Raw genomic sequence first — 25,310 nt, 5'->3', positions numbered from 1 at the left:
TTCGCCCGACGGAGCAGCGGTACCGGCGCTTCCGGCTGCTACCCGTGATGGCCGGCCGGTCGCGGTCCTCGGGGCGCGACGCACCGGACGGGACTGGCACTCATCGGTCAGCGCGGTCCTCCGCGAGGTATCGGTTGCGCATGGCGAGCAAGGTGCCGCGCAGGACGTCGAGCCGCCCTCCGCGATCCACCGTGCCGGTGACCCCCTCCACCTTCACGCGCCGCCCGCGGCGGGTCACGAGGACGAGCCAGTGGTTCGGCCAGATCTCCACCTCCGTGGGCACCTTCTCGAAGTCGACCGCAGCGAGGTGCGCCCAGCGCACCGTGGTGCTCCCGAAGTACGTCCCGACCCGGACACCGTCACGGCCGGCTGTCAGGCCCAGGCGCAGGCAGAGGACCCCGAGGACACCGAGCACGACGGCGACGGGGTACCCGAAGGGACGCGCCTCCGCCCCGAGGAGCTCGGTCCCCACCACGGCGCCGACCGCGCCGGTGAGGAGGCCACCGCAGAACCACAGGCGCGACACGGGACGGATGACGAGGTCGTCGGGCGCGCTGGCCGGCCCGTCGGTGTCCACGGCGGGCTCGAGGGTCGGGTCTGGTCCCAGCCCGTCCTCCTGCCCCGGCGCGCCCGCACCGGAGCGGGGCCTTCTCGCGAGCGCGGTGCGCAGGTGACGGCGGCTGATCACCTCGGCGGCCCGGCCCGCGACGGGGACGGCAGCGATGATCGAGGTGATCGCGATCGCCTCGACGAAGAGGTCGCCCTCCTCGCCGAGCCCGACCGCGTCCAGCACCAGCATCACGACCACGGCCGCGGCAGCCCCGGTCGTGACGGCGACGAGCCCGACGACGACCTTGCCCAGGGCGGGGACCCGGCGCTCCGCGGGCGCCATCTCGTCGAGGATGAACTCGGGGTCCTGGACCCAGGCCTGGAACCCGGGCGCCTCGACCCACTCGTCGGGGTCCGCGGGCGACGGTCCGCGTGAGGCGGCCTCACGAGCTTCTTCCTCGGTGTCGTACAGCAGGTCGGGCATTCGGCCCGGTGCGGACGGGTCCACACCGGTGCACGACCCGAGCTGGAAGAGCGTGGGCGCCTGCTCGACCAGCACGTCCGCAGTGCAGGTGAAGCGGCGCAGGACGACGCCGGACGATCCGGCCGGGATGACGAGGGCCACGTCGACGACGGCCGGGTCCAGCGGACGCCTGCGCACCTGAGTCACCTGGGCGATGCCCGCGGGTCCCGGGGCGTCGGCCTGCGACCACCCGTCCCCACCGTCCTCACCGCTGGGTCGTCGACCTCCTCGGCGGACCAGACGACGGACCAGCCCCGCCAAGCGGAGCAGCGCGGAGAGCGCTGCGGAACAGACCGCGAACGCGGCCAGGAGAACGAAGAAGCCCGCCCACTCGGGGAGGTCGAGCTCGAACCGGCGGTACGCCCAGAGGCTGAGGACGATGGGGGCGAAGAGGGTCATCGCCACGCCCACGACCAGCCAGGCGAAGGACGAGCCGGTGTCGTCGTCGTCCTCCCCCGGCCCGGTCGGAGGGCGGACGGGGTCCACTCGGCGATTATGGCGAGGGGTCGGCACGAGGGTCCATGGTCACTGTGGGCCATCCGGCGAGCGACGTCGGGGCCACCGCCTAGCCTGCTCGGGTGGGTTCGGACCCGAAGCGCCTCGATGGCCTCAGCGACGACGAGGCCTACGCCGCCGTGGCGCTCGAGCACGTCACCGGAGGGGTCGTGCGCGCCCACGACGTGGGGCGGCTCCAAGGCGCCTACGACCTCGACCTCCTGCTCCCCCGCGGTCGACGGGCGGCCGTCGAGGTGACGACCCACACCGGCCCCGGTGTGCGGCACCGCAGCTCACTGCTCGGGCCGAGGGCGCGCGGGCGAGGACAGCGCCCCGAGTTGACCATCGACGGCGAGGTGCCAGCAGGCCTGGCCGAGGCCGTGACGGCGCTCCTCCTCGTGCCCCACGTCGCCCGTCGCGCCGTCAAGGTCGCCGCGGTCGCAGCGGCCGACGAGCGTCACCTCTTCGTCGGTCTCGGCGACGGCGGCCTCCCGGACCCCCTCTACCGCGCGCTGGCCCGGCCGGTCGGCGTGCCCGGTGCCCCGGACCCGGAGGTCGAGCACGACGGCCTCACCCACCTCTGGCTCGCCACGGCCTGGGCCGGCTCGCCGCTGCTGGGCTGGCGGCTTGGCGCCGGGTGGTCGGTGCACGCCATCGCGGGATGACGCTGCCCGCCCTCAGCCGCAGGCCGTCACGCGCCAGAGGGACGCGGTACCGGCACGGGCCACCTCGGTGAACCCCGGGCGGCCGGCCACCGCCAGCCCCGCGTAGCGCGAGCGACGCGGGTCGCCCGACCAGAACGTCGAGGGGCCGACGAGGACGAAGGACACGTGGAGGCGGCCCAGCGCGGCACAGACGTCGGGCCGGGTCGCGACCTCGGCGAGGGACGTGGCGAGCAGGTCGCGGTCGCTCCCCCCTCCGGCCCGTGAGGTGGGGGAAGACGGCCTCGCGGTCGGCGAGGGCGCCGGTGAACGCCCCCGGCGACGTGGTCCCGCGCGTGGCCAACCTGCTCAACGGCGCGCTGTTCTGGGCCGCCGCCCTCGACGCCGTGGGCGTCCCCGACCCGCGCCTGTTCATCCGCGGGGACGAGGTGGAGGTGCACCGCCGGCTGGCCCGCAGCGGCCTGCCGTTCGGCACCAGCACTCGGGCCCGCTACCTCCACCCGTCCGGGACCGTGCGTTCCGCAACCTGGGCTACCTCACGAGCCAGCCCGGCATGCGGTGGCGGCGCTGGCCCGACGAGACCCGGTACGCCTGGTACTTCCTCGTGCAGCACCGCGACGTCGACGGCTGGCGCCAGTGGCTCGCCCGCTCCGGAGAGGGCCGCCGCGAGCGCTTCGGCGAGAGCGTCGACGCCTGAGGTCAGCTGTCGAAGCCGATGCCGGCGGCGTCGAGGCCGCGCAGCCAGAGGTTGCGCCTCCCGGTGCGGTCCTCGGCGGCCAGGCTCGCCCGGGTGGCGCGCACCGCCGCCCAGCGGATCGGCTCCGGCGGGAACGGCACCGGCTTGCGCCGCACCATCCCGAGGCGGGTGACCTCGGTGTCGCGGCCGTCGACGAGGTCCAGCGCCACCCGCGCACCGAAGCGCGTCGACGCGACGCCCAGCCCGGTGTACCCCACCGCGTAGGCCAGCCGGCCACCCAGCGCCGACCCGAACACGGGCGTGAACCGCGAGGTGGTGTCGATGACGCCCGCCCACCGGTGGGTGAACCGCACCCCCTCGAGCTGGGGGAAGATCTCGAGGAAGTGGCGCGCGAGCAGGTCGTGCGACGACGACTGCTCGAGCCGCGGGTCGATGCGTCCCGGGAAGTGGTAGTTCGCGTCGTAGCCGCCGAAGAGCACGCGGTCGTCGAGGGTGCGCCGGTAGTAGTGGAACTGGTTGCCGGCGTCGGCGAGGCCCTCGCGGCCCTCCCACCCGATCCGCCCCAGCTGCTCGGTCGACAGCGGCTCCGACATCAGGACGTGGTCGTAGACCGGCAGGGTCCACAGGGCCAGCCGCTTGAGCAGGCCGCGGAACGCTCCGGTGCCGAGCACCACGCGGTCGGCCCGTACGCTCCCCCACTCGGTGCGCACCATCACCGCACCGTCCTCGCGGTCGAAGGCGGTGACGGACGTGTCCTCGTGCACGCGCACCCCCAACCGCTCCGCCGCGGCAGCCAACCCCCAGACCAGCCGGGCCGGGTCGACGAGACCGACCTCGGGGTCGAACAGCCCCGACAGGTACCGCGGCGAGTCGACCCGCGCCCGCGCCTCGGCCGCGGTGAGCAGGCTGACGTCGACGCCGTGCGCCCGGTGCAGCTCGTAGGACTCACGAACGGTCGGCACCTGGTGCTCGGTGAGGGCGAGGGTGAGCTCACCCGGGACGTGGAAGTCGGCGTCGATGCCGTGGTGCACCAGGCTCTCGGCCAGCCCGGCGAAGTTCTCGGCCCCGAGCCGCTCGAGCGTCGGGACCTCGCCGGGCCAGCAGGCGAGCCCCTGGGCCAGCCCGTGCGTCAGGGACGGTGCGACGAACCCGCCGTTGCGGCCCGAGGCGGCGATGCCCAGCCGCCCCCGCTCGAGGAGGACGACGTCGCGGGAGGGGTCGTCCTCCTTGGCCTGCACGGCGGCCCACAGCCCCGTGAAGCCGCCGCCGACGACGACGAGGTCGGCCCGGTGCCCGCTGCCGGTGAGGGCGGGGCGGGGGTCGGGGCGCAGCTGCGGCCGGTCGGTCCAGAAGACGTCGGGCGTCGCGTCGGCGAGCGACGCCGCCACCACGGCGGGGCTGGGGCTCATGGCGGTCATCATGCCGCGCACCGTGCGCACGGTGCGCCGCCGAGGGGGCGGCGCGGCGATGCACTACCTTCCGGAGCACACCCCAACATCGGCCACGACCTGGCCGGCGGTGCATCACACCCGTGGTCCGGACCCGGAAGCCGGACCCCACGAGGAGGTCCTGCCATGAGGCGTCCCCTTGCCGTCGTCGCCGCCGCTGCCTGCGCGCTGACCCTCGGGCCGGTCGTCGCCGCCCCCTCGGTCGCGGTCACGGCGGCCCCGGCGTCGCCCGTCGCGAAGAGCCCCGACGGCCGGTACATCGTCGTCATGCGTACCGACCCGCTGGTGCGCGCGCTCGGCCACGACCGGCTGCGCTCCGCCCCGGCCACCACGCGTCGGTCCACGCTGCGCGCCGAGCAGGACGCCGCCCTGCGCACCGCCGGGCTGCCGCGGTCGAGCAAGCGGCAGGTGTACACCTCGACCCTCAACGGGTTCACCGTGGAGACCGACCTCGATGGCGCCCGCCGCCTCGCGCGCGACCCCGCCGTCGCGCTCGTCGTCCCCGACGCCCTGCGCCAGGTCACGCGAGCGACGACGGCGACCACTGCCGCCACCACCGCTGTGGCGCAGGCGAGCCCCGCCCTCACGCGCAACGCCCTCAACGCGGACCTCGGCCTGACCGGCACCGGCGAGGCGTACGACGCCGGGGTCACCGGCAAGGGCGTGCTCGTCGGCGTCATCGACACCGGGGTCTGGCCCGAGCACCCGAGCCTGGCCCCGCGGCCCGGCCTGCCCGCGCGACCCGACCTCGACGAGAGCAGCCGCTCGGCCTGCGCGTTCGGCAACACCGGCTGGAACGCGGCCGACGCCCCCTTCACCTGCAACACCAAGCTCGTCGGGGCCCGCGAGTTCCTCGACAGCTACAAGGCCAACACCGGCCTCACCGAGGGCGAGTTCGACTCCGCCCGTGACGACGACGGCCACGGCACGCACACCTCGACCACCGCCGCCGGCAACGCCGACGTGCGGGCCACGGTGCTCGGCGTCGACCAGGGCACCATCTCCGGCATCGCCCCCGACGCGCAGGTCATCGCCTACAAGGCGATCGGCTCGGGGGGCGGCTACGCCTCCGACCTCGTGGCCGCCATCGACCAGGCGGTCGCCGACGGGGTCGACGTCATCAACTTCTCGCTCGGCGGTCCGCCGAACACCGTCTCGCCCGAGGCGATCGCCCTCCTGTTCGCCGCCGATGCCGGGGTGCACGTCTCCGCGTCGGTCGGCAACGCGGGCCCCGGGCCCGGCTCCATCGGCGGACCCGGCGACCTGCCCTGGGTCACCGGCGTCGGCGCGACGACCCGGGCCGGCTCCTTCGCCGGCCACCTCGACCTCGACCGCGGGCCCAGCCTGTCCGGTGCCACCGTGACCGCCGGCACCGCGTCGGCCCCCGTCGTCGACGGTGCCGCGGCGGGGTCCGCCCCCTGCGTCCCGGGCCAGCTCGACCCGGACGTCGTCGCGGGCACCATCGTCGTGTGCACCGAGGGCGCCCTGAGCCCCATCGGCAAGAGCTTCGCCGTGCAGCAGGCGGGCGGGGTCGGCCTCGTCCTCACGAACGACCCGGGCACGACCCCGACGACGCCGAACACGCACGTGCCGAGCCTCGTCCTCGACAGCACCCAGGGCCAGCGGCTGCGCGCCTGGCTGGCCACGCGCCCCGACGGCACCGCACGCCTCGTCAGCGACGGCGCGAGCGGCTCACCGTTCTCGCAGCCCACCGTGGCCCGGTTCTCCGGCCGGGGCGAGAGCTCGACCGCCGGCGACCTCGTCAAGCCCGACCTCACCGCCCCGGGCGTGCAGGTGCTGGCGGGGGCGTCCCCGGCACCGTCCGGCCCGGGGTACGGCCCCGCGGGCCAGCTCTTCCAGGCGATGTCGGGGGCCTCCATGTCGACGCCGGTCGTCTCCGGGCTCCTCGCCCTGCTCGAGCAGGCCCATCCCGACTGGTCGCCGGCCACCGCCCGCTCGGCCCTGATGACGGCCGCCGACTCCCGCGTGCGGGACTCCGACGGCAGCACCGCCGACCCCTTCGACACCGGGGCCGGCCTCGCCTCGCTCGGGCGCCCCGCCGACAAGGGCTCGGCCTTCCGGCCCGGGCTGGTCTTCGACGCCACCTTCCCCGACTACCTCGGGTTCCTCTGCGACGAGGGCCCCTCGCCCTTCCCGGCGTCGGTGTGCGGCGAGCTGGAAGGCGTCGGCTACCCCACGGTCGCGCAGGACCTCAACCAGCCCTCCATCGGCGTCGAGGAGGTGCCGGGACGCACCACCGTGAAGCGCTGGGTGACCAACGTGTCCGGCGCACCGCTGAAGGCCAAGGTCTCCATCGACTCGCCTCGCGGGTTCACCGTGACCGCATCGCCCTCGACGGTCGACCTCCCGCCGGGCGCCACGGCCCGTGTCACGCTCACCGTGCTCGCCACCGGGTCGGTGGCGGCCGGGCAGTGGTCGTTCGGCTCGCTGACCTGGCGCGGGAGCGGCTACGAGGTGCGCAGCCCCGTCGCGCTCAAGGGCCTGGCCCTGCGCGCCCCAGCGGTCGTCACCGGCAGCGGCGCCTCCGGCACAGCGACCGTCCCCGTCGAGGTCGGCACCACCGGGCGCTACGAGGCCGTGCCCCACGGCCTCGTCCCCGCGACCGCCACCACCGGAACCGTCGACGAGGACCCCGACCAGACCTTCCCCAGCCCCGATGACGACGCGGGCGTCGTCCGCCTCCCCGTCGACCTCACCGGCGTGGCCCACGCCCGCTGGACCCTCGAGGACGACGACCCGGACACCGACCTCGACCTCTACCTGCTCGACGCCTCCGGCGAGGTCGTCGCGTCGAGCGCGCAGTCCGGGACGGACGAGCGGATCGACCTCCCTCACCCGGCGCCCGGCGCGTACACGCTCGTCGTCCACGCGTGGGCTGCGGCGCCCGACACGGCGTTCGCGGTGGACGGCTGGCTGGTGCCCACGACCTCCGACGGGTCCCTGCGGGTGACGTCGGGCGGGTCGGGTCCGGTCCGCATCGGCGACACCCGATCGGTCGGGCTGTCGTGGAGCGGCGCCGCCACGGGCCTGAACCTCGGGCTCGTCGAGCACCTCGTCGACGGGCGTCGCCTGGCCGACACCCTCGTGGAGGTCACCGGGTGAGCGTCGGCGCCGACCGGCTGCTCACCGCGGACGTCGCGGGGCACCCGCTCGAGCACGCGGCCCTGCCCGCCGACGACGTCCTCGAGGGCACCCCCACCGCGGCCGTCACCACGCTCGCCGAGGTGGGCGGCACCGGGGTGGGCCTGTGGGAGATGACCGTGGGCACGGCCCGCGACACCGAGGTCGACGAGGTCTTCGTCGTCCTGGCCGGCCGCGGGACCGTGACGTTCGAGGACGGCAGCGTCATCGACCTCGTCCCCGGCGTCGCGGTGCGGCTGCGTGCCGGCGACCGCACGACGTGGGTCGTCACCGAGACGCTGCGCAAGATCTGGGTCGCCTGAGGGCGTCCCGGACCGCACACCGGCCCAGGTATCGGTTCGGTCTCGGCTGTGGATTTCCTGTCACCCGCTTGACCGGTGCGGCGGGGCGGTCGCTAGGTTCTCAGCATGACCGAGCCCCTCGTCGTCCTCGCCGACGTCAACAAGCACTTCGGTGACCTCCACGTGCTCCAGGACATCAACCTGACCGTGGGCACGGGCGAGGTCGTCGTCGTCATCGGCCCCTCGGGCTCGGGCAAGTCCACCCTGTGCCGCGCGATCAACCGGCTCGAGACGATCGAGTCGGGAACCATCACCATCGACGGCAAGGCCCTGCCCGAGGAGGGCAAGGAGCTCGCCCACCTGCGCGCCGACGTCGGCATGGTCTTCCAGTCGTTCAACCTCTTCGCCCACAAGACGATCCTCGAGAACGTCACGCTCGGCCCCATCAAGGTCCGCAAGGTGAAGAAGGAGGCCGCCGAGAAGCGCGCCATGGAGCTGCTCGAGCGCGTCGGCGTCGCCCACCAGGCGCAGAAGTACCCCGCCCAGCTCTCCGGCGGCCAGCAGCAGCGCGTGGCCATCGCCCGCTCCCTGGCGATGGAGCCCAAGGTCATGCTCTTCGACGAGCCCACCTCGGCCCTCGACCCCGAGATGATCAACGAGGTCCTCGACGTCATGACCGGGCTCGCGAAGAGCGGCATGACCATGGTCGTCGTCACCCACGAGATGGGCTTCGCCCGGCGGGCGGCCAACCGGGTGGTGTTCATGGCCGACGGCCAGATCGTCGAGTCGGGCACCCCGGAGCAGTTCTTCACCAACCCCCAGAGCGACCGCGCCAAGGACTTCCTCGGCAAGATCCTCACCCACTGACCCCACGAGGAACAGCAAGAGCCGAGCACCGGGCACCCGGCCCAGCGGCCCGACAGGGAGGAAAGTACACATGACGACTCGACGGATGGGGGCGGTCGCGGTCTCCGCGCTCCTCGCCCTCGGTCTCGCGGCCTGCGGGTCCGACGCCGGCACCACCGGAACCGACGGCGGATCCGACGGCGGCAGCGGCCTGAAGATCGGCATCAAGTTCGACCAGCCGGGTCTGGGCCTGAAGAAGGGCACCGAGTACAGCGGCTTCGACGTCGCCGTCGCGACCTACGTCGCCAAGGAGCTCGGCACCGAGGCCGCCGACATCACCTGGGTGCAGGCGCCCAGCGCCCAGCGCGAGACGCTCATCGAGACCGGCCAGGTGAACCTCGTCTTCGCCACCTACTCGATCACCGACAAGCGCAAGGAGAAGGTCTCCTTCGGCGGCCCGTACTTCGTCGCCGGCCAGGACCTTCTCGTCCGCTCCGACGACACCTCGATCACCGGCCCCGACTCGCTCGACGGCAAGAAGCTGTGCTCGGTCACCGGCTCGACCTCGGCGCAGAACGTCAAGGACGACCACCCCGGCGTTCAGCTGCAGGAGCTCTCGGGCTACTCCGAGTGCCTCCCGGCCCTGGCCAACGGCACCCTCGACGCCCTGACCACCGACGACACCATCCTCGCCGGCCTCGCCGCCCAGGCGGAGTACGCGGGCAAGTTCAAGGTCGTCGGCCAGCCGTTCTCGCAGGAGCGCTACGGCGTCGGCCTGAAGAAGGGCGACACCGCCCTGTGCGAGAAGGTCAACGCCGCCATCAAGAAGATGATCGAGGACGGGTCCTGGCAGAAGGCCATCGACGCCAACCTCGGGCCGGCCAAGTACAAGCCGGGCGCGGGCAACCCGCCCACCCCGGACGCCTGCTCCTGACGCACCGCGTGCCACGGCGTGTGCCGCCCGTCCTCGCGACGGGCGGCACACGACCGTGACCGCCTCCACCGGAAGGGGTCCCCATGGGTGAGATCCTCGACAAGTACGACATCCTCGCCGCGTTCGGGATGACGATCTACCTCACCGTCTTCGCCGCCGTCGGCTCGCTCGTGCTCGGCACGGTGCTGGCCGTCATGCGGGTCTCCCCGGTGGGCGTGCTGCGCTCGATGGGCGCGCTGTACGTCAACGTCGTCCGCAACACCCCGCTGACCCTGATCCTCGTGTTCACCATCCTCGGGCTGCTCTACATCGTGCAGCTGAGCCTGGTGTCGAAGGACTCCCCCACCTACGTCATCGACAACGGGATCCGCTGGGCCATCGTCGGGCTGGCGGTCTACCACGCGGCGTTCGTCTGCGAGGCGCTGCGCTCGGGCGTCAACACCGTGCCGGCCGGGCAGGCCGAGGCGGCCCGCGCCATCGGCCTCACCTTCGGCCAGTCGCTGCGCGAGGTGATCCTCCCGCAGGCGTTCCGCGGCGCCATCGCCCCGCTCGGCTCGGTGCTCATCGCCCTGACCAAGAACACGACGGTCGCGTCGGTCATCGGCGTCGCGGAGGCCTCGAACCTCATGAAGGTCATCATCGAGAACGAGACCGCGAGCACCCTGGTCTTCCTCGTCTTCGCCCTCGGCTTCGTCGTCCTCACCCTGCCGGTCGGCCTGCTGTTCACGACCCTGTCGCGACGCCTGGCGGTGCGGCGATGAGCGCCACCTCCATCCTCTTCGACGCCCCCGGGCCGCGCGCCCGGGCCCGGCACCGCCTCCTCACGGGGGTCGGGATCCTGCTCGCCGTGGCGGTCGTCGGCGGCATCCTGTGGAAGCTCGGCGAGGCCGGCCAGCTCAAGGCCTCCCTGTGGACCGCGCTGCTGCAGCCCGACGTGTGGACCGAGTACGTCGTCCCCGGCATCCTCAAGACGCTGCAGGCCGCCGTGGTGTCCATCGTGCTGGCCGTCGTGTTCGGGCTCGTCTTCGGCATGGGTCGGCTGTCCTCGATCGCGCCCGTGCGGTGGGTGTGCGGCGCCGTCGTCGAGTTCTTCCGGGCCGTGCCCGTGCTCCTGATGATGTACTTCGCCTTCCGCCTGTACACCGTCAACAACCTGTTCGGCGTCAACTTCAACTCGTTCTACGCCGTCGTCACCGGGCTGACGCTCTACAACGGCTCGGTCATCGCCGAGCTCGTCCGCTCGGGCGTGCACCAGCTGCCCAAGGGGCAGGCCGAGGCCGGGCTGTCGGTGGGCCTGACGCCCACCCAGACGCTGCGCTCCATCCAGCTCCCGCAGGCGCTCACGGCGATGCTGCCGGCGCTGGTGGGCCAGCTCGTCGTCATCCTCAAGGACAGTGCTCTCGGCACGGCGATCACCTATCCCGAGCTGCTCCAGCAGGCGCGCGACCTCGGCACCGCGTACGGCAACGTCATCCCGGCGTACGTCCTCGCGGCCGTGCTGTTCATCCTCATCAACTACGGCCTCACCGTCCTCGCGGGACGGGTGGAGCGGCGCATCAACCGGCGCGGGCGCGCTGCCGGGGGTGCTGCGGCGGCGGCCGTGATGCCGGGTGGTCCGGGTACCGGTGCCGCGGCGGTCGACGCCGGGGTCGGTGCGTCGGCGGACTCGCACCGGTAGGGCACCGGCGCACGAGGAAGGGCCCGGACCGTGTGGTCCGGGCCCTTCCTCGTGGGGTGCTCCCCCGGTTGGACTCGAACCAACGTCTCGATTTGTTGGACTCTCGTGGACAGGCGAGGTCAGACATGGCCTCTGACCTGCACAAACGACCGCTTCCCCCGCAGTTCCAACCGGCCAAGAAGTGACGACAATGGCCTCGAATCGCCGTACGATCCGATGCATGGCCGATGCAAAATCGCCCCGTCGCCGCTTCGGGCAGCTCACCCGGATGCGCTCGGGACGGTGGCAGGCACGCTTCACCGTCCCACTTGGTCACCCCTCCGGTCGCGGCGGGCAGACTGTCACGGCGCCCCATACGTTCGAGGCGACGACGTACGGCAAGGAGGCTGCAGGCGACTGGCTGCGTGACGAGGAACGACGCCTCCTGGCCGAGGGCGCGGCCTGGTCCACCCTCGCAGAGCGCTCTGCGGCCGAGCGCGCACAGACCGAACGCGCAACCACCCTCACCTTCGCCGAGTTCTCCGCCGTCTGGCTTCGGACCCGCCGCACTAGGCACGGCCCCTTGCAGGAGTCCACGCGCCGCGCCTACCGGCTCTGGCTCGACAAGTACCTGCTACCGACCCTCGGCGACCTCCCTCTGGACGAAGTCACCCCGACCACCATCCTGCGTTGGTACGAGGACGTCCTCCCCCATGACAAGGCCAAGACCACCCGGGAGTGCTACGCCCTCGGCTCCGCCATCATGCGTACGGCAACCGCCGCCGACGGCGTGCTCGCGGGAGCAGTCAACCCCTTCAAGATCGACGGTGCCGGCTCCATTGGCTCCCGTTCACGTGCCCGCACCGAAGTAATCGACGACCGTGACCTCCAGGTGATCATGTCGACCATCCGCGCCGAGTGGCGGGCCATGGTGGCGCTCGCCCTGGGATGCGGACTGCGCTTCGGGGAGATCATCGCGCTGCGACGGTCCGACATCGATCTGAAGGCGAGCCCCCCTGTCGTGCGGGTCACCCGCGCCGTGGGCACGGGGACCGGCGGACGTCGCTACGAGAAAGGGCCGAAGAGCTCTGCCGGCGAACGCGACCAACGCGTGCCGGCGCCTGTCGTCGACGTCCTGACCGAACATCTCCACACCTACGTCACCGGCAGGGACGGCCTCCTCTTCCCCGCCCCAGACGGTGGTTGGCTGTCCGAGACCCGATTCCGGAAGGCCTCCGGAGGCTGGCTCGACGTCCGCGACGCCGTCGGTCGGCCCATCAACTTCCACGACCTGCGGGCGACGGGCGCCACTCGCATGGCCCAGCGAGGCGCCCACATCGACGAGGTGAAAATGTTCCTTGGCGACAGCTCAACGCAAGCAGCCGAACGCTACGTGCGAGCGACCCAAAGTCGCATGGACGACCTCACCGCCGCCGCGTTCGCATCAGTCGACTTCGGGACGGCAGGCTAACGGGGTCACCACGCAGGACCACATGGCCGCGTTGTCGACCGACGCCTCGCACCGCACCGTGGAAGGCCCTGCCCGGTAGTAGGCAGGCGTCGACCGGGATCGCGGACACCGCACGCCCGACCAATACGACCCCGAGCCCGCCGCGCCCTACAGCCCGATCATGACGGCGTTGCGGACGGCGTCGTTGACGGCGTGCGCCAGAGCCGGTCCGGCCAGGTTCCGGCTGCCCCGCCAGGCGAACGACAGCGGCACCCCGAGCAGGACATGGACGACCACCAGCTCGGCGACCACCAGCGGCAGGGGGAGGTTCAAGGACGAGACGGGCAGGTGCCACAGACCCCACAGCGCCGAGACGAAGACCGCAGACTGCCAGCCACGTGAGTCGCCGTCGTGATGCACGTGCGCATCCAGCGCTCCACGGAACGCGACCTCCTCGAGGAGGAACGTGGCGGGGAAGTACAACGCGGTGTACTTGGCCAACGCGCCCAAGGCCGCCAGAACCGGCAGCGGGGTCCCGGTCACCACGTGCACGATGAAGAAGACGATCGCGAATCCGCTCGCCCCGATGGCGATCGGCACGGCCGCCGAGCGCAGCGCGCCGAGGACGGTGCCGGCGCGCAGCGAGAAGGCCGCCGCAACCGCGCCGGCGACAGCGGCCATGTTCCACGCGAACAGGGTCCAGTCGCCCGTGGCTGCCGCCTGGACCGCGTAGTACGTCGGGACGATGGCCAGCACGATGGCCATGACGACGCCACGACGGCTCAGGGCGAACCGGCTGGTGCCACCCGCGTACAGCTCACGCAGCGGGCGGCGGCGCACCAGAAGCTGGAAGGCCGCGGTGAGCGGCACCCCCAGCAGGAGATACCCGTTGGCACTCAGCCGGAACAGGTAGCCGATGGTCATCCACACCGCCACAAAGGCCACGGCTTCGACCAGCCGCCTCCGGCGGGAGGTGTCACCGCCCTGCCGACGCGTGGTGTCCGTCGTGGTCGCGGTTTGCGCGCTGCCAAAGGGGGTCATGTCCGTCATCTCCGTTCAGGATGCGAAAGCTGAGTTGTCCGATCTCGTGTTCCAACCCTGCTCGTCCGCCGAACCGCTCACCCCGGCACAACGGCCGGGATCCGGTCAGGTTCAACGGGTCCGGTCACTCGTCGAACGGAGCCAACCTGATGGCGGTGGTGAAGGCCCCGTACTGGCGCAGCAGGCGGGCGCGGCCTTCCGGCACCCGGGCTGCCTCATCCGCCCACGCCCGGGCGAAGTACTTCTTGAACCCATCACGCGGGTGGTCGGTCACTGCACTCTCGAGGACGCTGGTGGGCAGGTCCCAGGACCGCAGACCCACCACGTCGACCCCGGCGCCAGCCGCCAGCAGGTACGCAACGGGGCCTGCGTCAGGAGTGACGCGGGGGCTGTGGTGCATGGTGATGGCCGTTTGCAGCGTCTCGGTGGCTGCCGTGGACAGGCCGACCTCCTCGGCGACGTCCCAGGCCACCCGAGCGGACGCCAGGGTGAAGTCGTCGGTACCCGTGGCGAGGACCAGACCCGTGTCGTGCAGCAGCGCGGCCGCGTACAGCAGCTCGCTGTCGACGTCGATGCCCTCGATCTCGCCGAGCGCGCGCCCGAATGTGTACGTGCGATGGCTGTGCCCCAGCAGAACCGATGGGAGGACGCGGGTGGCGGCGTGGGTCGCCGCTCGGGTCAGCGCCGAGTCCGGCGCAAGCAGGCGGGACGGCGGAAGGTGAGCGTTGCGTCCCGGGTGGAGGTGCAGTGCCAGGCGCACCCGCCCGACAGCGTTGACCGCATGCACTCGTACGACGTCGGACAGCAGCCCTCGTCGCTGCACCCCCTCCAGTCGTCCGCCGGTGCGGCGACTCCAGTCGATGGTTCCCAGTGTCGGTTCGACGTTCATGGTCATCTCTCATCCGGCCCGGGGCGGGCCCGCAATATCGCTGTCAGACTGCGACTGTGCCCCCGGGAGCGCGGGCTCGCCCCGGTCAAGTGGCCGGGTTCGCGTCCGTGGACAGACCCACTCCTGTGCGCCGACCCGAGCGGGAGCAGTCGCCGGATGAAGGCAGGGTGTCCCCGCCTTGGTGTCGGTGGCGCCCGACGACGGGGCGCGCAATCCCGGCCATGTGACCGGGGCGAGCGACCAGCGTCCACCGCGACCGTGGTGCGTGTGGCCGACCGCCCCGGAAGGCCAGAAACCGGAAGACCATCATGCGCACCTCCACAGCCACCACGACGCCGGCCTCGACCCGCACGGCCGCACCGCCGACGGGCCCGTTCGCCCGCATCACCCTCGCCTCCATGTCCGCTGGCGCCCTCGCGGGCGCCGTCATCACGTTCCTCGTGCTGCCGTCGACGTCGGAGGCCAGAGTCGTCGGCGGGGCGCTCCTCGCGTTCGCCGGCGGTTGGGCCCTGTTCGCCTCGCTCACCACCCGGTACACCAACCGTCCACAGACGTGGGCGTACGTCCCCGCCGCAGCTCTCGCCGTCAGCGGCTCCGGCATGGCGCTGCTCAACCCCGGTGAGCCCGCGATGAGCCGCCTGCCGTGGGTGTGGGCGCCCGCGCTCGTCGCGCTCGGCCTGTGGACCGGTTGGCGCACTCGTCGTGACCTGCCGCGGCGCACGGCGCGGTTCATGGTCTACCCGGTCGCCGCCCTCATGGTCGCTGCCGGGGTTGGTGGCACCGCCCAGGTCGCCGTCGGTGACCCCCTGACCGCTGCGGGTCCTGCGCCGGGTCGGCTCGTCGACGTGGGCGGGTACCGCCTGCACCTGCACTGCGTCGGCACCGGCGCCCCCACCGTCGTCCTGCTCAACGGGCTCGGAGAGACGTCGCCGCAGTGGGCGCGCGTCCTTCCGCCTGTCGGCGACAACACCCGCGTGTGCGCGTACGACCGCGCGGGCCAGGGCTGGAGCGAGGACTCGTCGAACCCGAGCGACGCGACCACTGCCGCCACCGACCTGCACGAGCTCCTCGCCGGCGCCGGTGAGCGCGGCCCGTTCGTCCTCGTCGGACACTCCTCCGGCGGGGTCCACGCCCTGACCTACACCCACCTGTACCCCTCCCAGGTGGCCGGGCTCGTCCTGCTCGACAGCGCCAGCCCGAACCAGGCCGAGGTCGTCACGACGTTCAACGGCGAGTACCAGGTCATGCGCCGGGGCCTCGCGGCCGTGCCGACCCTGTTCCGTTTCGGTGTCGGCCTCCTGATGCAGGCCATGGGCGTCCCGGACCTGCCCGGGAACGCCGGCCAGCAGGCGGCAGCGTTCGCGAACAGCCCCCACGGCTGGGCGGGCGAGCGCGCCGAGCAGGTCGAGCTGCCCACGGCGTTCGCTCAGTCGCAGGCCATGACGAGCCTGGGAGACCGACCGCTCGTCGTCCTCACCGCCAAGGCCAACGTCGACTCCAAGCCCGGGTGGGCCACAGCTCAGGACCAGATGGCCGCACTGTCCACCAACAGCCGGCACACCGTGGCCGAGATGGACCACGTCGGGTTCCTCCACGACCCGGTCGGTGCCGCTCAGTCCGTAACCGCCGTCACCGACGTCATCACCGCCACGCGCACCCACGGCTCCGTCAACGCGCGCTGACCAGCATCGCCACGCCCTTCGAGACCTGCCTCGAAGCCTCCACTCCCGGTCATCTCACCCCCTCCAGGTGACCGCCGAGGCCCGCGACGCCGAGACCCCTGAACCGGCGCCAGCGGCCCCGGGGAGCGGCCCGCCTCCCGAGGCGGGCCGCTCCGGCCCCACCTCCAGCCCCGCACCGCCTCCTGGGCCTGCGGACCCCGCGCACGAATGGATGAACCGTCATGCGACTCCTCGCTCGCCGCACCCTGTCCGTGGCCTCCGCCGCCGCACTCGCCCTGCTGACCCTGGTTGGCCTGGGCGTCGCCGGCGCCCGCACCTCGCTGGCTGCCGCCGACGCTCCAGCCACGACCCACCGCTCCGCAGGAGCCCCGACCCCCCAGGCACCGCAGGTGCGGCCCGCCTCCGAGGACCAGTTCGTGGTGGCCGTGGCCCTCGGCGCCACTGGCACCGTCGGCAGCGACGCCCTCGCCCCTTACGAGGTATTTGCATCCTCGCCCCGGTTCGTCGTGTACACGATCGCCGCGACACCCGGCCCGGCCCCCACACAGGGCGGCCCTGACATCGTTCCGGTGTACACGTTCTCCGACACCGCGACCGGCCGCGCCCCACGGCCCGACGTCGTCGTCGTCCCTGCCGTGAACGAGCCCGGCAGCACCCAAGAGGCGCCCCTGCGCGCCTGGGTCACCGACCAGGCACAGGGCGGTGCGCACATCCTGGGCGTCTGCTACGGCTCCGGCGTCCTGGCCGAGACCGGGCTGCTCGACGGCCGTACCGCCACCAGCCACTGGTCCCGCATCACCCAGCTCACCGCGGCGCACCCGAACGTGACATGGGTGCGGGGCCGACGCTTCGTCCAGGACGGCCCCATCACCACCACCGCAGGCGTCACCTCCGGCATCCCAGGGGCCTTGCGCGTCATGACCGACCTGGCCGGCCCTGACGAAGCCACCCGCGTCGGACGGCGCGTCGGCTACCCGAACTGGTCCGTCAGCGAACCCACCGACATCCCCGTCCAATCCTTCTCCACGCGAGACGTGCCCGTCGCCCTCAACGCGGTCCTCCCGTGGGGGCGCCCCATCGTCGGCGTGGCGCTGAACGACGGTGTGGGCGAAATCGACCTGGCCAGCATCTTCGAGGTGTACGACGTGTCATATGCCGCCCGCGCGGTCCCCATCAGCGTCAGCGGCACCATCACCACCAGGCACGGGTTGGTCGTGCGAACGAACACTCTCACCGACACCCCGACGCCCACCCGGCTCGCAGTGCCCGGGCCGGCCGGGACGGCGGGCCTGGACCCACGTGTTCACGAGTGGGGTGCTGAGCGGCACCTGCCCGTCGACGCCGTCCACGTCACTGCTCCCGGGTTCGACGGAGCCCTGCAGTACCTCGCATCCCGCGCCGGGCACACGACCGCCGTGTCCGCCGCGAAGTTGATCGACTACCCGACCTCACAGCTGCCCCTTGACGGTGCTCCGGGTCCCCGCGTACCCGTCCTCCTCGCACTCGGTCTGGCTCTGAGCGCGACGGCAGCAGCCGTCCCGACCTTGCTCCGCCGGGCTCGCCGCACCCTCAGGTCCGTCCCAGCCGACAGCTGACCTCCGTCAGCGACCCCACGGGCGCACCCCGGAAACCGCCAGCCCTCCACCCCGGCCAATCCCGGCCATTGCGCCGGGGCGAGCAACCGGCCACTCGACGACCGTGGAAGACGCAGACACCAGCACCAGCGAAGGAACCCGCCATGACGACCACCCTCACCGCCACCACCGGCAGCGGCACCACCGGAACGGCACGCACCGCCGGTGGCCGCTGGGCCGCCCTGGTCCTGCTCGTGTCCGCGCAGTTCGTGGTCATGCTGGACACGTCCATCGTCAACGTGGCACTGCCATCCATCCAGACAGACCTCGACCTGCGGCCCACCGCCATCACCTGGGTCGTCAACGCCTACGTCCTGTCCTTCGGTGGGCTCTTGCTCCTGGCCGGTCGCGCCGCGGACCTGTTCGGCAGCCGACGCCTGTTCGTGGGCGGCTCCATCCTCTTCGCCGCCGGCACCCTCCTCGCGGCATCCGCCTCCAGCGCACCCCAGCTCATTGGTGGCCGGGTCGTCCAGGGCGTCGGCGCCGCCGCCCTCAGCCCCGCTGCCATGTCCCTGCTCCTGCTCACGTTCGGCGGCCAGGCGCGAGCCCGCGCCATGAGCATCTGGGGCGCCGCGTCAGCGCTCGGCGGCGCAGCCGGCGTGATGACCGGCGGCCTGCTCGTCGGCGCGTTCGGCTGGGCCTCTGTCTTCGTGGTCACCGTCCCCGTCTCGGTGGCTGCCGTCGCCCTTGCCGGACGCCTCCTGCCCGAAGGCACCCGCGGGGGTACCCGGCGCCGGTTCGACTGGCCTGGCGCCGCCACCATCACCGGCGCCGTCGTCGCCCTCGTCCACGGCGCGCTCGACGTCGCCGACCACGGGTGGGCGTCGCCGACCGTCATCGCCGCCCTGGCCGCTGCCGCCACCCTCGCCGCCGTGTTCATCAACATCGAGCGCCGCACCGCCGACCCGCTGCTGCCGCTCGACGTGTTCCGCTCCCGCACCCTGACCACCGGCGTCGGCCTCGCCGTGCTGGGCGGCGCTGCCCGCGCATCGACCTTCGTGCTCGTCGCGCTCTACCTGCAGCAGGCCCTCACCATGGCGCCAGCGCAGGCGGGCCTGGCCATGGTCCCCACCTCCCTGACCGGGTTCGCGTTCTCCCTGATCCTTCTGCCACGCATCGTGCGCGCCCTTGGACCGCAGCGCAGCATGGTCGTCGGGCTCGTCGTCCTTGCCGCAGGCCACCTGTGGCTCGCCAACGCACCCACCACGAGCGGCTACCTCACCGCCGTCCTGCCCGGGCTGCTGCTCGTCGCCGTCGGAGTGGCCCTGAGCTTCACCCCGACGACCATGGTCATCGCCGACGCAGTGCCCAACACTCACACCGGTCTCGCCTCCGGCCTCGCCGGGTCAGCCACCCAGGTGGGCGCGGCCCTCGGCACCGCCACCTTCACCGCCATCGCCATCTCCGTCGGCGGTTCCCTCGGTCACACCCTCGGTGCGTCCGGCTTCGCTGCCGCGTTCACCGCCGCAGCCGCCGTGGCCCTCGCGACCGCTGCCCTCGGCTCCACCATCGCCCGCGCCCGGCACTGACCCCACCCCAACCCCGACCACCCGGGTAGGCCATACCCACCAGTGAAAGACAGGAACACGATGAAAACCAGCATCGCGACCACGTCCCTCCTCAACCAGGAAGTCACCATGAAGGCAGTCATCCAAGACCGGTACGGCAGCTCCGAGGTCCTGCGCGTCGACGACGTGGCGGTCCCCGAGCCCGGCGACCACGACGTGCTCATCAAGGTGCACGCCGCCGGACTCGACCGTGGTACCGAGCACCTCATGACCGGCAAGCCCTACGCGATGCGGATGGTGACCGGGCTGCGACGGCCCAAGAACCCCATCTCCGGACGAGACGTCGCCGGCTCAGTGGTGAGGGTCGGCTCAGCCGTCACCCGCTTCGCCGCCGGCGACGAGGTATACGGCGTCGCCCCAGGCTCGTTCGCCGAGTACGCGGTCGGCCCCGAGAACAAGCTCGCCCACAAGCCCGAGAACCTCACCTTCTCCCAAGCCGCTGTGGTCCCCATCTCCGCCGGCACCGCCCTGCAGGCCCTGCGGGACGTCGGCAAGCTCCGGGCCGGCCAGGAGGTCCTCATCATCGGAGCCTCTGGTGGCGTCGGCAGCTACGCCGTCCAGCTCGCCAAGATCCTTGGAGCTCGAGTCACCGGGGTCGCCAGCGCCGCCAAGGCCGACTTCGTCCGCAGCCTCGGCGCCGACCACGTCCTGGACTACAACCACGACGACTTCGCCGACGGCACCCGCCACTACGACCTCATCCTGGACATCGGCGGCGGCTCTTCCCTCCGGCGACTGCGCCGCGCCCTCACGCCCCGCGGCACCGTGGTCTTCGTCGGCAGCGAGAACACCGGCAACATCACCGGCATGGGCAGGCAGCTGCGCGGAGCAATGATGTCGCTGGTCGTCCGTCAGCGACTCGCCCTGCTCATCGCCAAGGAACGCGCCAGCGACCTGCAGGTCCTCACTGAACACCTCCAGACCGGGCGGCTGACGCCAGCCATCGCGGAAAGCTACCCGCTGGCCCAGGCCAAGGATGCGATGCGCCTCCTCGAGGCCGGCAAGGTTCGCGGCAAGGTGGTCATCCTTCCCAAGGACTGATGGCTGGCTGGCGGCGACGCCCTCATGCAAACTGCCCCGTCGCATGGGTGAAGTACGTTCTTGCGAGCGCACCGGGCGCGCGAGGACTCAGTCCTCGCCCTTGGCGCGCCCGGCCGTCATGGCCGCGGCTCGCCATCCGCTCGATGACGGAAACGGCACCGGTGGGCCACCAGGTCCCTCGCTCAACGAGGGGCGATCTCCGTGACCGGGGTGAGTCGGCCTGACAGGTAAAGGCCTCCGCTTGCGAAGCCTGACGAGAGCGCTGCCCGGGGCGGACCGGGCGATCGTGCGGTTCCTGAGGCGCCACCGGCTCGGGCCGGTCCAGATCGCCGACCGACTGCAGATGCCCGCCTCGACAGCTCGGCAGGGCGACCGGAACCACCGCCAGGAGCACACTGCGCACCGGCCGCACCGCCAACGGCAGCCGAACATGCGCGTCGCCCTCGTGCCCACCGTCATCGACGTGCACCCCCGCGCTGGCCACGTCGGGACCTGCACCGACGAGAAGGCCGCAACCGCCTCCGGGGTCCTTCAGCGGGCGGTGGCCTGGTACGCCGAGCGCGGCGTCGCCATCGAGCAGGTCCTGTCCGGCAACGGTTCGGCATTCACGACTGACCGACCAGCTTGGACATCACACCCAAGCCGCTGCTCTGGCAGTCGACGGCATTGTGTTGCCCGGATGTGACTGAAACGGCTCCGGCAACCTGCTCAGCGTCGTTCGCCCAGCGCAGGAGTTATTCGCTCCACCAGCTCGTAGAGGTGGCCGTCCGGCGCCGTGAAGTGCACGTACCGCTCCATGCTGTTGGTGGCGGGGGCATCCGTCGCCACACCCGCCGCGTGCAGTTCGGCGATCGCTTCGTCCAGGCTGGCTACGAGGAACACCAACGAACGGGCACTGTCCCCCATGCCACCCGGTGATGCCACAGCGAAGGAACTGCCATCGGGAAGGGCGAACAGGTCCGCTTCGACGCCGTCCACGGCGCGCGGGGGCAGGCCGAGGACCCCGCTGACGAACGCACTCATGGTGGGGCGTTGGGTCGTGGACGTCCCGGCAAAGCAGATACCCAGTACTCGCATCCGATCAGGTTATGGCACTCGGCGTGGCCCCCACCGCACGCTCCGAAGCTCCATGTCCTCGTTGCGGGTCGGCGCGATGATCCCCCCTGAAGTCGGGATGCCTGACATGCGTGATCAGATCGGCGGCTGCGGGTCGTACTGCACGTCACGGCGCACTGCGCGAGCCCTGTCGGCAGAGGCGAGCCGGGAGACCAGGTGCAGGGCCATGTCGATGCCGGCGCTCACCCCGGCGCTGGTGATGACGTCCCCGTCGTCGACGAAGCGGGCCTCCACGTCCACCTGGATCGACGGATCGAGCTCGTGCAGCAGCTCGAGGGACTGCCAGTGAGTGGACGCGGGCCGCCCTTCCAGCACACCGGCGGTGGCGTACACCAGCGCGCCGCTGCAGACGCTGGTCATGAGCGGAACAGTGGCGCGCTGTCCGCGGACCCAGGCGAGGTGTTCCTCGTCGCGCATCAGGGCCCGTGCACCGGGCCCGCCCGGGTGGAGCAGCACGCCCATCGGCGGCACGTCTGCGAACGAGTGGTGGGCGCCGAGAACCATGCCCTTGGCCGCGCGAACCGGACGGCCGTCCTTGGAGACGAGGGTCACCGTCCAGCCGTCCTCCGGGTAGCTGAGGGTCCAGTTCGACAGGATCTCCCACGGACCGATGGCGTCGAGCTCCTCGACGCCGTCGAACAGCAAGATGCCGATGTGCTTGGTGGCAGTGGACCCGGTCGGGGCCACGGGGTCGGTGAGCGAGGTCATGGGGAGTCCTTCGGTTCGGGTGCGGGGTTGATTCCGTGGACCCACGATGCCCGCGTCGGTGCACGGCTCGCCCCGGTCAATGTGCCGGGATGCCTCTGTGGAGTGACCGGGAGGAGCGGTACCGTCGGCTGGTGCTACACGGCCGCGAGCCCGAGCGAGCGCGTCTTGCTGCGTTGCTGGACCAGGCACGTTCCGGAAACGGTGCCGTCCTGGTCATGCTCGGAGAGCCCGGCGTCGGCAAGACCGCCTTGTTGCGGGACCTGACCACCTCCCGGAGGGTCGGTGACGACGGCACGGTTCGGGTGGTTCGTACAGCCGGCGTCGAGTCGGAGGCACCGCTGCCATACGCGGCGCTGCACCGGCTGCTGCGTCCCGTCCTCAACTTCGACCAGCTCCCTCCCCCTCAGGCGCGCGCCCTCCGCCTCGCGTTCGGCCTCGAGGACGGCCCCACGGTCGAGCCCTTCCTCATAGGCGTCGCCACCCTGTCCGTACTGACCGACGCAGCCGAAGCCGACGAGCCGCTGCTGTGTGTGGTTGACGACGCGCACTGGCTCGACTCAGCATCCGCGGACGCCTTGCTGTTCGCGGCTCGCCAGCTGTCCGAGGACCCGGTCGCGATGGTCTTCGCGGCCCGGACCGGCGACACGACCCGACAGCCGTTCGCCCCACCTGGGCTGCCAGTCCTCGAGATCCACGGCCTCGACGACGAAGCGGCCCGCCTCCTCCTCGACGAACGCGGCGGTGATCCGCTTCCGGCTGAGGTCGCGGAGCGCCTGCTGCGCGATACCGGCGGAAACCCCCTCGCCCTGATGGAGCTGCCCTCCGGGCTGAGCACGGCCCAGTTGCACGGCGAAGAGCCCCTGCCGCGACAGCTCACGTTGACCGCGGGCGTGGAACGCGCGTTCCTGGACCGGTGCCGTCTGCTGTCGCCGGAGGTGCAGACGCTGCTCCTCGTCGCGGCGGCCGACGCCACCGGGAGGGTTGCGACCGTCCGGCAAGCCGCCGCCACGCTCGGTGCCGACGCCACCGCGTGGGTGGAGGCTGAGCGGTCAAACCTGCTGACCATCAGCGGTGAGACCGTGGCAGTGCGGCACCCGTTGGTCCGGTCTGCCGTGTATCAAGCGGCAACCAGTTTCGAACAGCGCAAAGCACACCGCGCCCTTGCTCAGGCGCTCGAACCCGAGGACCCGGACCGTGCGACGTGGCACCTCGCGGCAGCAGCCGACGGACCCGACGCCCAGGTCGCCCTTGCCCTCGCCGACGTCGCGGTTCGCGCCGAGCAACGAGGTGGCCACGTCGCTGCGGCCGACGCCTTCGAACGGGCGGCCTCACTGACGGTGGGCGATAAGGACCGGGCCACTCGCCTGTTCGGGGCCGGGCGCACTGCGTGGGCGGCCGGGCAAGCGGTCCGCGCACGTGCGCTGGCCGCCTCAGCACGTGAGCTCACGGTCGACCCGCTTCAGCGAGCCGACATCGACCGGCTCCGCGCACGCATTGAGGTGAATGTCGGCTCCGCGGTGGACTCGCACCGCATCTTCACGGTCGCCGCTCGCACGGTCGCCGCCTACGACACGGGGCGCGCCCTGGAGATGGCGTGCGCAGCGGCCCTGAACCGCACGTACGGGGCTGACAGCGGCGCGACCCTTGGGGACGCCCAGCTGACGCATCTGCTGACCACGACCGATCAGGACACACCTCGGACACGGTGCCTGCGGCTGCTGTTGCGCACCCTCGTCGCGTCCACGGAGCAAGACTGGGGCCGCGCTGCCCAGGCTCTGGCGCTGGCTTTGGAAGCTGGGCGCGAGGTTGAGGACCTGGACGTGATGGGCAACCTCGGCAACACCGCCCTGCACCTGGGTCACGACGAGGGAGCCCGCTTCTACTACTCCGCCATGGTGGCCACGGCCCGAGAGGCGGGTGCCGGCATGGTCGTCATCTACGCCCTCGAGCGCCTGATGTTCGGCCAACTTCCCACTGGCGCATGGTCGTCGGTGCGCAGTTCCGCCGACGAGGCCCTCAGGTTGGCGCGCGGCGTAGGTCAACCGACCCTCACCGCCGCGCCACTGGCTGTGTTGACCTTGCTGGCGGCGCTGACCGGCACTGACGACTTTGACCACCAGCTCGCCGCCTTGGAGCGCGTTGCGTCCACGTACTCGTTGGGCATCATGACCGGCCCCGCGCACGACGTCACCCGGTGGGCCAAGGGGGCCCGCGCCGCCGCGCACGGTGACGCAACGGCCGCACTCCACTACCTGTCGGGCATGCGGGTGCCGGCCCTGCACCGGCTGGCCGCCGTCGATCGGCTCGAGGCGGCCGTGCGCGCCGGCAACACAGAGCAGGCTCTGGCGTGGGTGAGCGAGCTGACCCCTTTCGCGACCACGAGTAAGTACGACTGGGCCGTCGGCGCCGTCGATCTGGGCCGTGCCCTGACGTCGCGCGATCATGTGGACGCGACGGCGGCGTTCGAGCGTGCGGTCGGCCACTACCGTCATGCGTCACGCCCCTACGAACTCGCTCGCACGCAGCTCGCCTATGGCGAGTTCTTGCGCCGCACCAATCGTCGCGTGGATGCCCGCACCCATTTGAGGGCATCGCTGGACACCTTCACCGACCTTGGCGCGAAACCCTTGGTCGAGCGCGCCACCCAAGAGCTCCGGGCATCCGGCGAGACCGCCCGCAAGCGCGACCCCTCCACCTTGCTCGCCCTGACCCCGATGGAGCTCAAGGTCGCCCAGCTGGTCAGCACCGGCCTGTCGAACAAGGACGTCGCAGCCCAGTGCTGGGTGTCACCGCGCACGGTCGCGTTCCATCTGCGCAACGTGTTCACCAAGGTGGGCGTCAGCTCGCGGACTGAGCTCGCGCACCTCGACTTCAGCTGACCTCTTCAACGTCCTGCTGGTCCGGCGCCAACGATCGGTGCGCAGCCG

At 72.0% G+C, this 25,310-nt stretch carries 20 protein-coding genes and 1 pseudogene; 14 read left to right on the top strand and 7 right to left on the bottom strand.

Annotation, left to right across the window (positions count from 1 at the left end; translation table 11 throughout):
• Window positions 1-100: 100 nt before the first annotated feature.
• Window positions 101-1,558 (bottom strand): hypothetical protein, encoded by a 1,458-nt coding sequence (locus ACFLFB_RS08705; protein WP_392545319.1) that lies wholly within the window; start codon window positions 1,556-1,558, stop codon window positions 101-103.
• 92 nt (window positions 1,559-1,650) lie between these two features.
• On the opposite strand from ACFLFB_RS08705, the gene ACFLFB_RS08700 reads away from it, so the two are divergent.
• Complete coding sequence (locus tag ACFLFB_RS08700) at window positions 1,651-2,232, top strand: hypothetical protein (RefSeq protein WP_392545318.1); 582 nt, start codon at window positions 1,651-1,653, stop codon at window positions 2,230-2,232.
• A 12-nt stretch (window positions 2,233-2,244) separates the two neighbouring features.
• Here the strand turns inward: ACFLFB_RS08700 and ACFLFB_RS08695 are convergent.
• Window positions 2,245-2,490, bottom strand: a pseudogene (locus tag ACFLFB_RS08695) (DUF6541 family protein); the annotation flags it as partial.
• 292 nt (window positions 2,491-2,782) lie between these two features.
• On the opposite strand from ACFLFB_RS08695, the gene ACFLFB_RS08690 reads away from it, so the two are divergent.
• Entirely contained in the window at window positions 2,783-2,926 is a 144-nt protein-coding gene (locus ACFLFB_RS08690; RefSeq protein ID WP_392545317.1) for a hypothetical protein, read from the top strand.
• 2 nt (window positions 2,927-2,928) lie between these two features.
• Here the strand turns inward: ACFLFB_RS08690 and ACFLFB_RS08685 are convergent, their stop codons facing one another.
• Window positions 2,929-4,335, bottom strand: coding sequence for an NAD(P)/FAD-dependent oxidoreductase (locus tag ACFLFB_RS08685; RefSeq protein ID WP_392545316.1), 1,407 nt, complete (start codon window positions 4,333-4,335; stop codon window positions 2,929-2,931).
• 165 nt (window positions 4,336-4,500) lie between these two features.
• On the opposite strand from ACFLFB_RS08685, the gene ACFLFB_RS08680 reads away from it, so the two are divergent.
• From ACFLFB_RS08680 to ACFLFB_RS08650, 7 genes are all read left to right on the top strand, one after another.
• Window positions 4,501-7,497 carry a S8 family serine peptidase gene (locus ACFLFB_RS08680; RefSeq protein ID WP_392545315.1) on the top strand — a complete coding sequence of 999 codons (2,997 nt, stop codon included), beginning with the start codon at window positions 4,501-4,503 and terminating at the stop codon, window positions 7,495-7,497.
• Window positions 7,494-7,838, top strand: coding sequence for a cupin domain-containing protein (locus tag ACFLFB_RS08675; protein ID WP_392545314.1), 345 nt, complete (start codon window positions 7,494-7,496; stop codon window positions 7,836-7,838). Before ACFLFB_RS08680 ends, ACFLFB_RS08675 begins: the two co-directional genes overlap by 4 nt.
• 105 nt (window positions 7,839-7,943) lie before the next feature.
• Window positions 7,944-8,684, top strand: coding sequence for an amino acid ABC transporter ATP-binding protein (locus ACFLFB_RS08670; protein ID WP_392545313.1), 741 nt, complete (start codon window positions 7,944-7,946; stop codon window positions 8,682-8,684).
• A gap of 70 nt (window positions 8,685-8,754) precedes the next feature.
• A complete protein-coding gene (locus ACFLFB_RS08665; protein WP_392545312.1) occupies window positions 8,755-9,597 on the top strand; it encodes a glutamate ABC transporter substrate-binding protein in 843 nt (280 codons plus the stop codon).
• Between the two features lie 83 nt (window positions 9,598-9,680).
• Entirely contained in the window at window positions 9,681-10,358 is a 678-nt protein-coding gene (locus tag ACFLFB_RS08660; RefSeq protein WP_392545311.1) for an amino acid ABC transporter permease, read from the top strand.
• Window positions 10,355-11,275 (top strand): amino acid ABC transporter permease, encoded by a 921-nt coding sequence (locus ACFLFB_RS08655; protein WP_392545310.1) that lies wholly within the window; start codon window positions 10,355-10,357, stop codon window positions 11,273-11,275. The genes ACFLFB_RS08660 and ACFLFB_RS08655 overlap by 4 nt, the downstream gene beginning before the upstream one ends.
• A gap of 220 nt (window positions 11,276-11,495) precedes the next feature.
• Window positions 11,496-12,725: a tyrosine-type recombinase/integrase gene (locus tag ACFLFB_RS08650; RefSeq protein WP_392545309.1), complete on the top strand. Its 1,230-nt coding sequence runs from the start codon at window positions 11,496-11,498 to the stop codon at window positions 12,723-12,725.
• A 147-nt stretch (window positions 12,726-12,872) separates the two neighbouring features.
• Here ACFLFB_RS08650 and ACFLFB_RS08645 read toward each other — a convergent pair whose 3' ends face one another.
• Window positions 12,873-13,754: a type II CAAX prenyl endopeptidase Rce1 family protein gene (locus ACFLFB_RS08645; protein ID WP_392545308.1), complete on the bottom strand. Its 882-nt coding sequence runs from the start codon at window positions 13,752-13,754 to the stop codon at window positions 12,873-12,875.
• A 115-nt stretch (window positions 13,755-13,869) separates the two neighbouring features.
• Entirely contained in the window at window positions 13,870-14,640 is a 771-nt protein-coding gene (locus ACFLFB_RS08640; protein ID WP_392545307.1) for an HD domain-containing protein, read from the bottom strand.
• Between the two features lie 392 nt (window positions 14,641-15,032).
• Here ACFLFB_RS08640 and ACFLFB_RS08635 point away from each other — a divergent pair, with 392 nt between their 5' ends.
• From ACFLFB_RS08635 to ACFLFB_RS08620, 4 genes are all read left to right on the top strand, one after another.
• The gene (locus ACFLFB_RS08635; protein WP_392545306.1) at window positions 15,033-16,316 is read left to right on the top strand and encodes an alpha/beta fold hydrolase; all 1,284 of its coding nucleotides are present in this window, start codon (window positions 15,033-15,035) and stop codon (window positions 16,314-16,316) included.
• 221 nt (window positions 16,317-16,537) lie between these two features.
• Window positions 16,538-17,911: a DJ-1/PfpI family protein gene (locus ACFLFB_RS08630; protein ID WP_392545305.1), complete on the top strand. Its 1,374-nt coding sequence runs from the start codon at window positions 16,538-16,540 to the stop codon at window positions 17,909-17,911.
• A gap of 143 nt (window positions 17,912-18,054) precedes the next feature.
• On the top strand, window positions 18,055-19,479 hold the full coding sequence (locus tag ACFLFB_RS08625) for an MFS transporter (RefSeq protein WP_392545304.1): 1,425 nt from the start codon (window positions 18,055-18,057) through the stop codon (window positions 19,477-19,479).
• A gap of 108 nt (window positions 19,480-19,587) precedes the next feature.
• Complete coding sequence (locus ACFLFB_RS08620) at window positions 19,588-20,559, top strand: NAD(P)-dependent alcohol dehydrogenase (protein ID WP_392545303.1); 972 nt, start codon at window positions 19,588-19,590, stop codon at window positions 20,557-20,559.
• Window positions 20,560-21,267: 708 nt separating this feature from the next.
• On the opposite strand, the gene ACFLFB_RS08615 is transcribed toward ACFLFB_RS08620, so the two are convergent.
• Both ACFLFB_RS08615 and ACFLFB_RS08610 read right to left on the bottom strand, forming a co-directional pair.
• Entirely contained in the window at window positions 21,268-21,582 is a 315-nt protein-coding gene (locus ACFLFB_RS08615; protein WP_392545302.1) for a VOC family protein, read from the bottom strand.
• 168 nt (window positions 21,583-21,750) lie between these two features.
• Window positions 21,751-22,383, bottom strand: a complete 633-nt coding sequence (locus ACFLFB_RS08610; RefSeq protein WP_392545301.1) for a DJ-1/PfpI family protein — start codon at window positions 22,381-22,383, stop codon at window positions 21,751-21,753.
• 131 nt (window positions 22,384-22,514) lie between these two features.
• Here ACFLFB_RS08610 and ACFLFB_RS08605 point away from each other — a divergent pair, with 131 nt between their 5' ends.
• Window positions 22,515-25,262, top strand: coding sequence for an AAA family ATPase (locus tag ACFLFB_RS08605; RefSeq protein ID WP_392545300.1), 2,748 nt, complete (start codon window positions 22,515-22,517; stop codon window positions 25,260-25,262).
• The last annotated feature ends 48 nt before the right edge of the window (window positions 25,263-25,310 follow it).

This window comes from Oryzobacter telluris (genome assembly GCF_043099285.1).
Taxonomy (GTDB): Bacteria; Actinomycetota; Actinomycetes; order Actinomycetales; family Dermatophilaceae; genus Oryzobacter; species Oryzobacter telluris.
The sequence above is the reverse complement of the archived record's forward strand: the minus strand, read 5'-3'. Positions and strand labels throughout refer to the sequence as shown.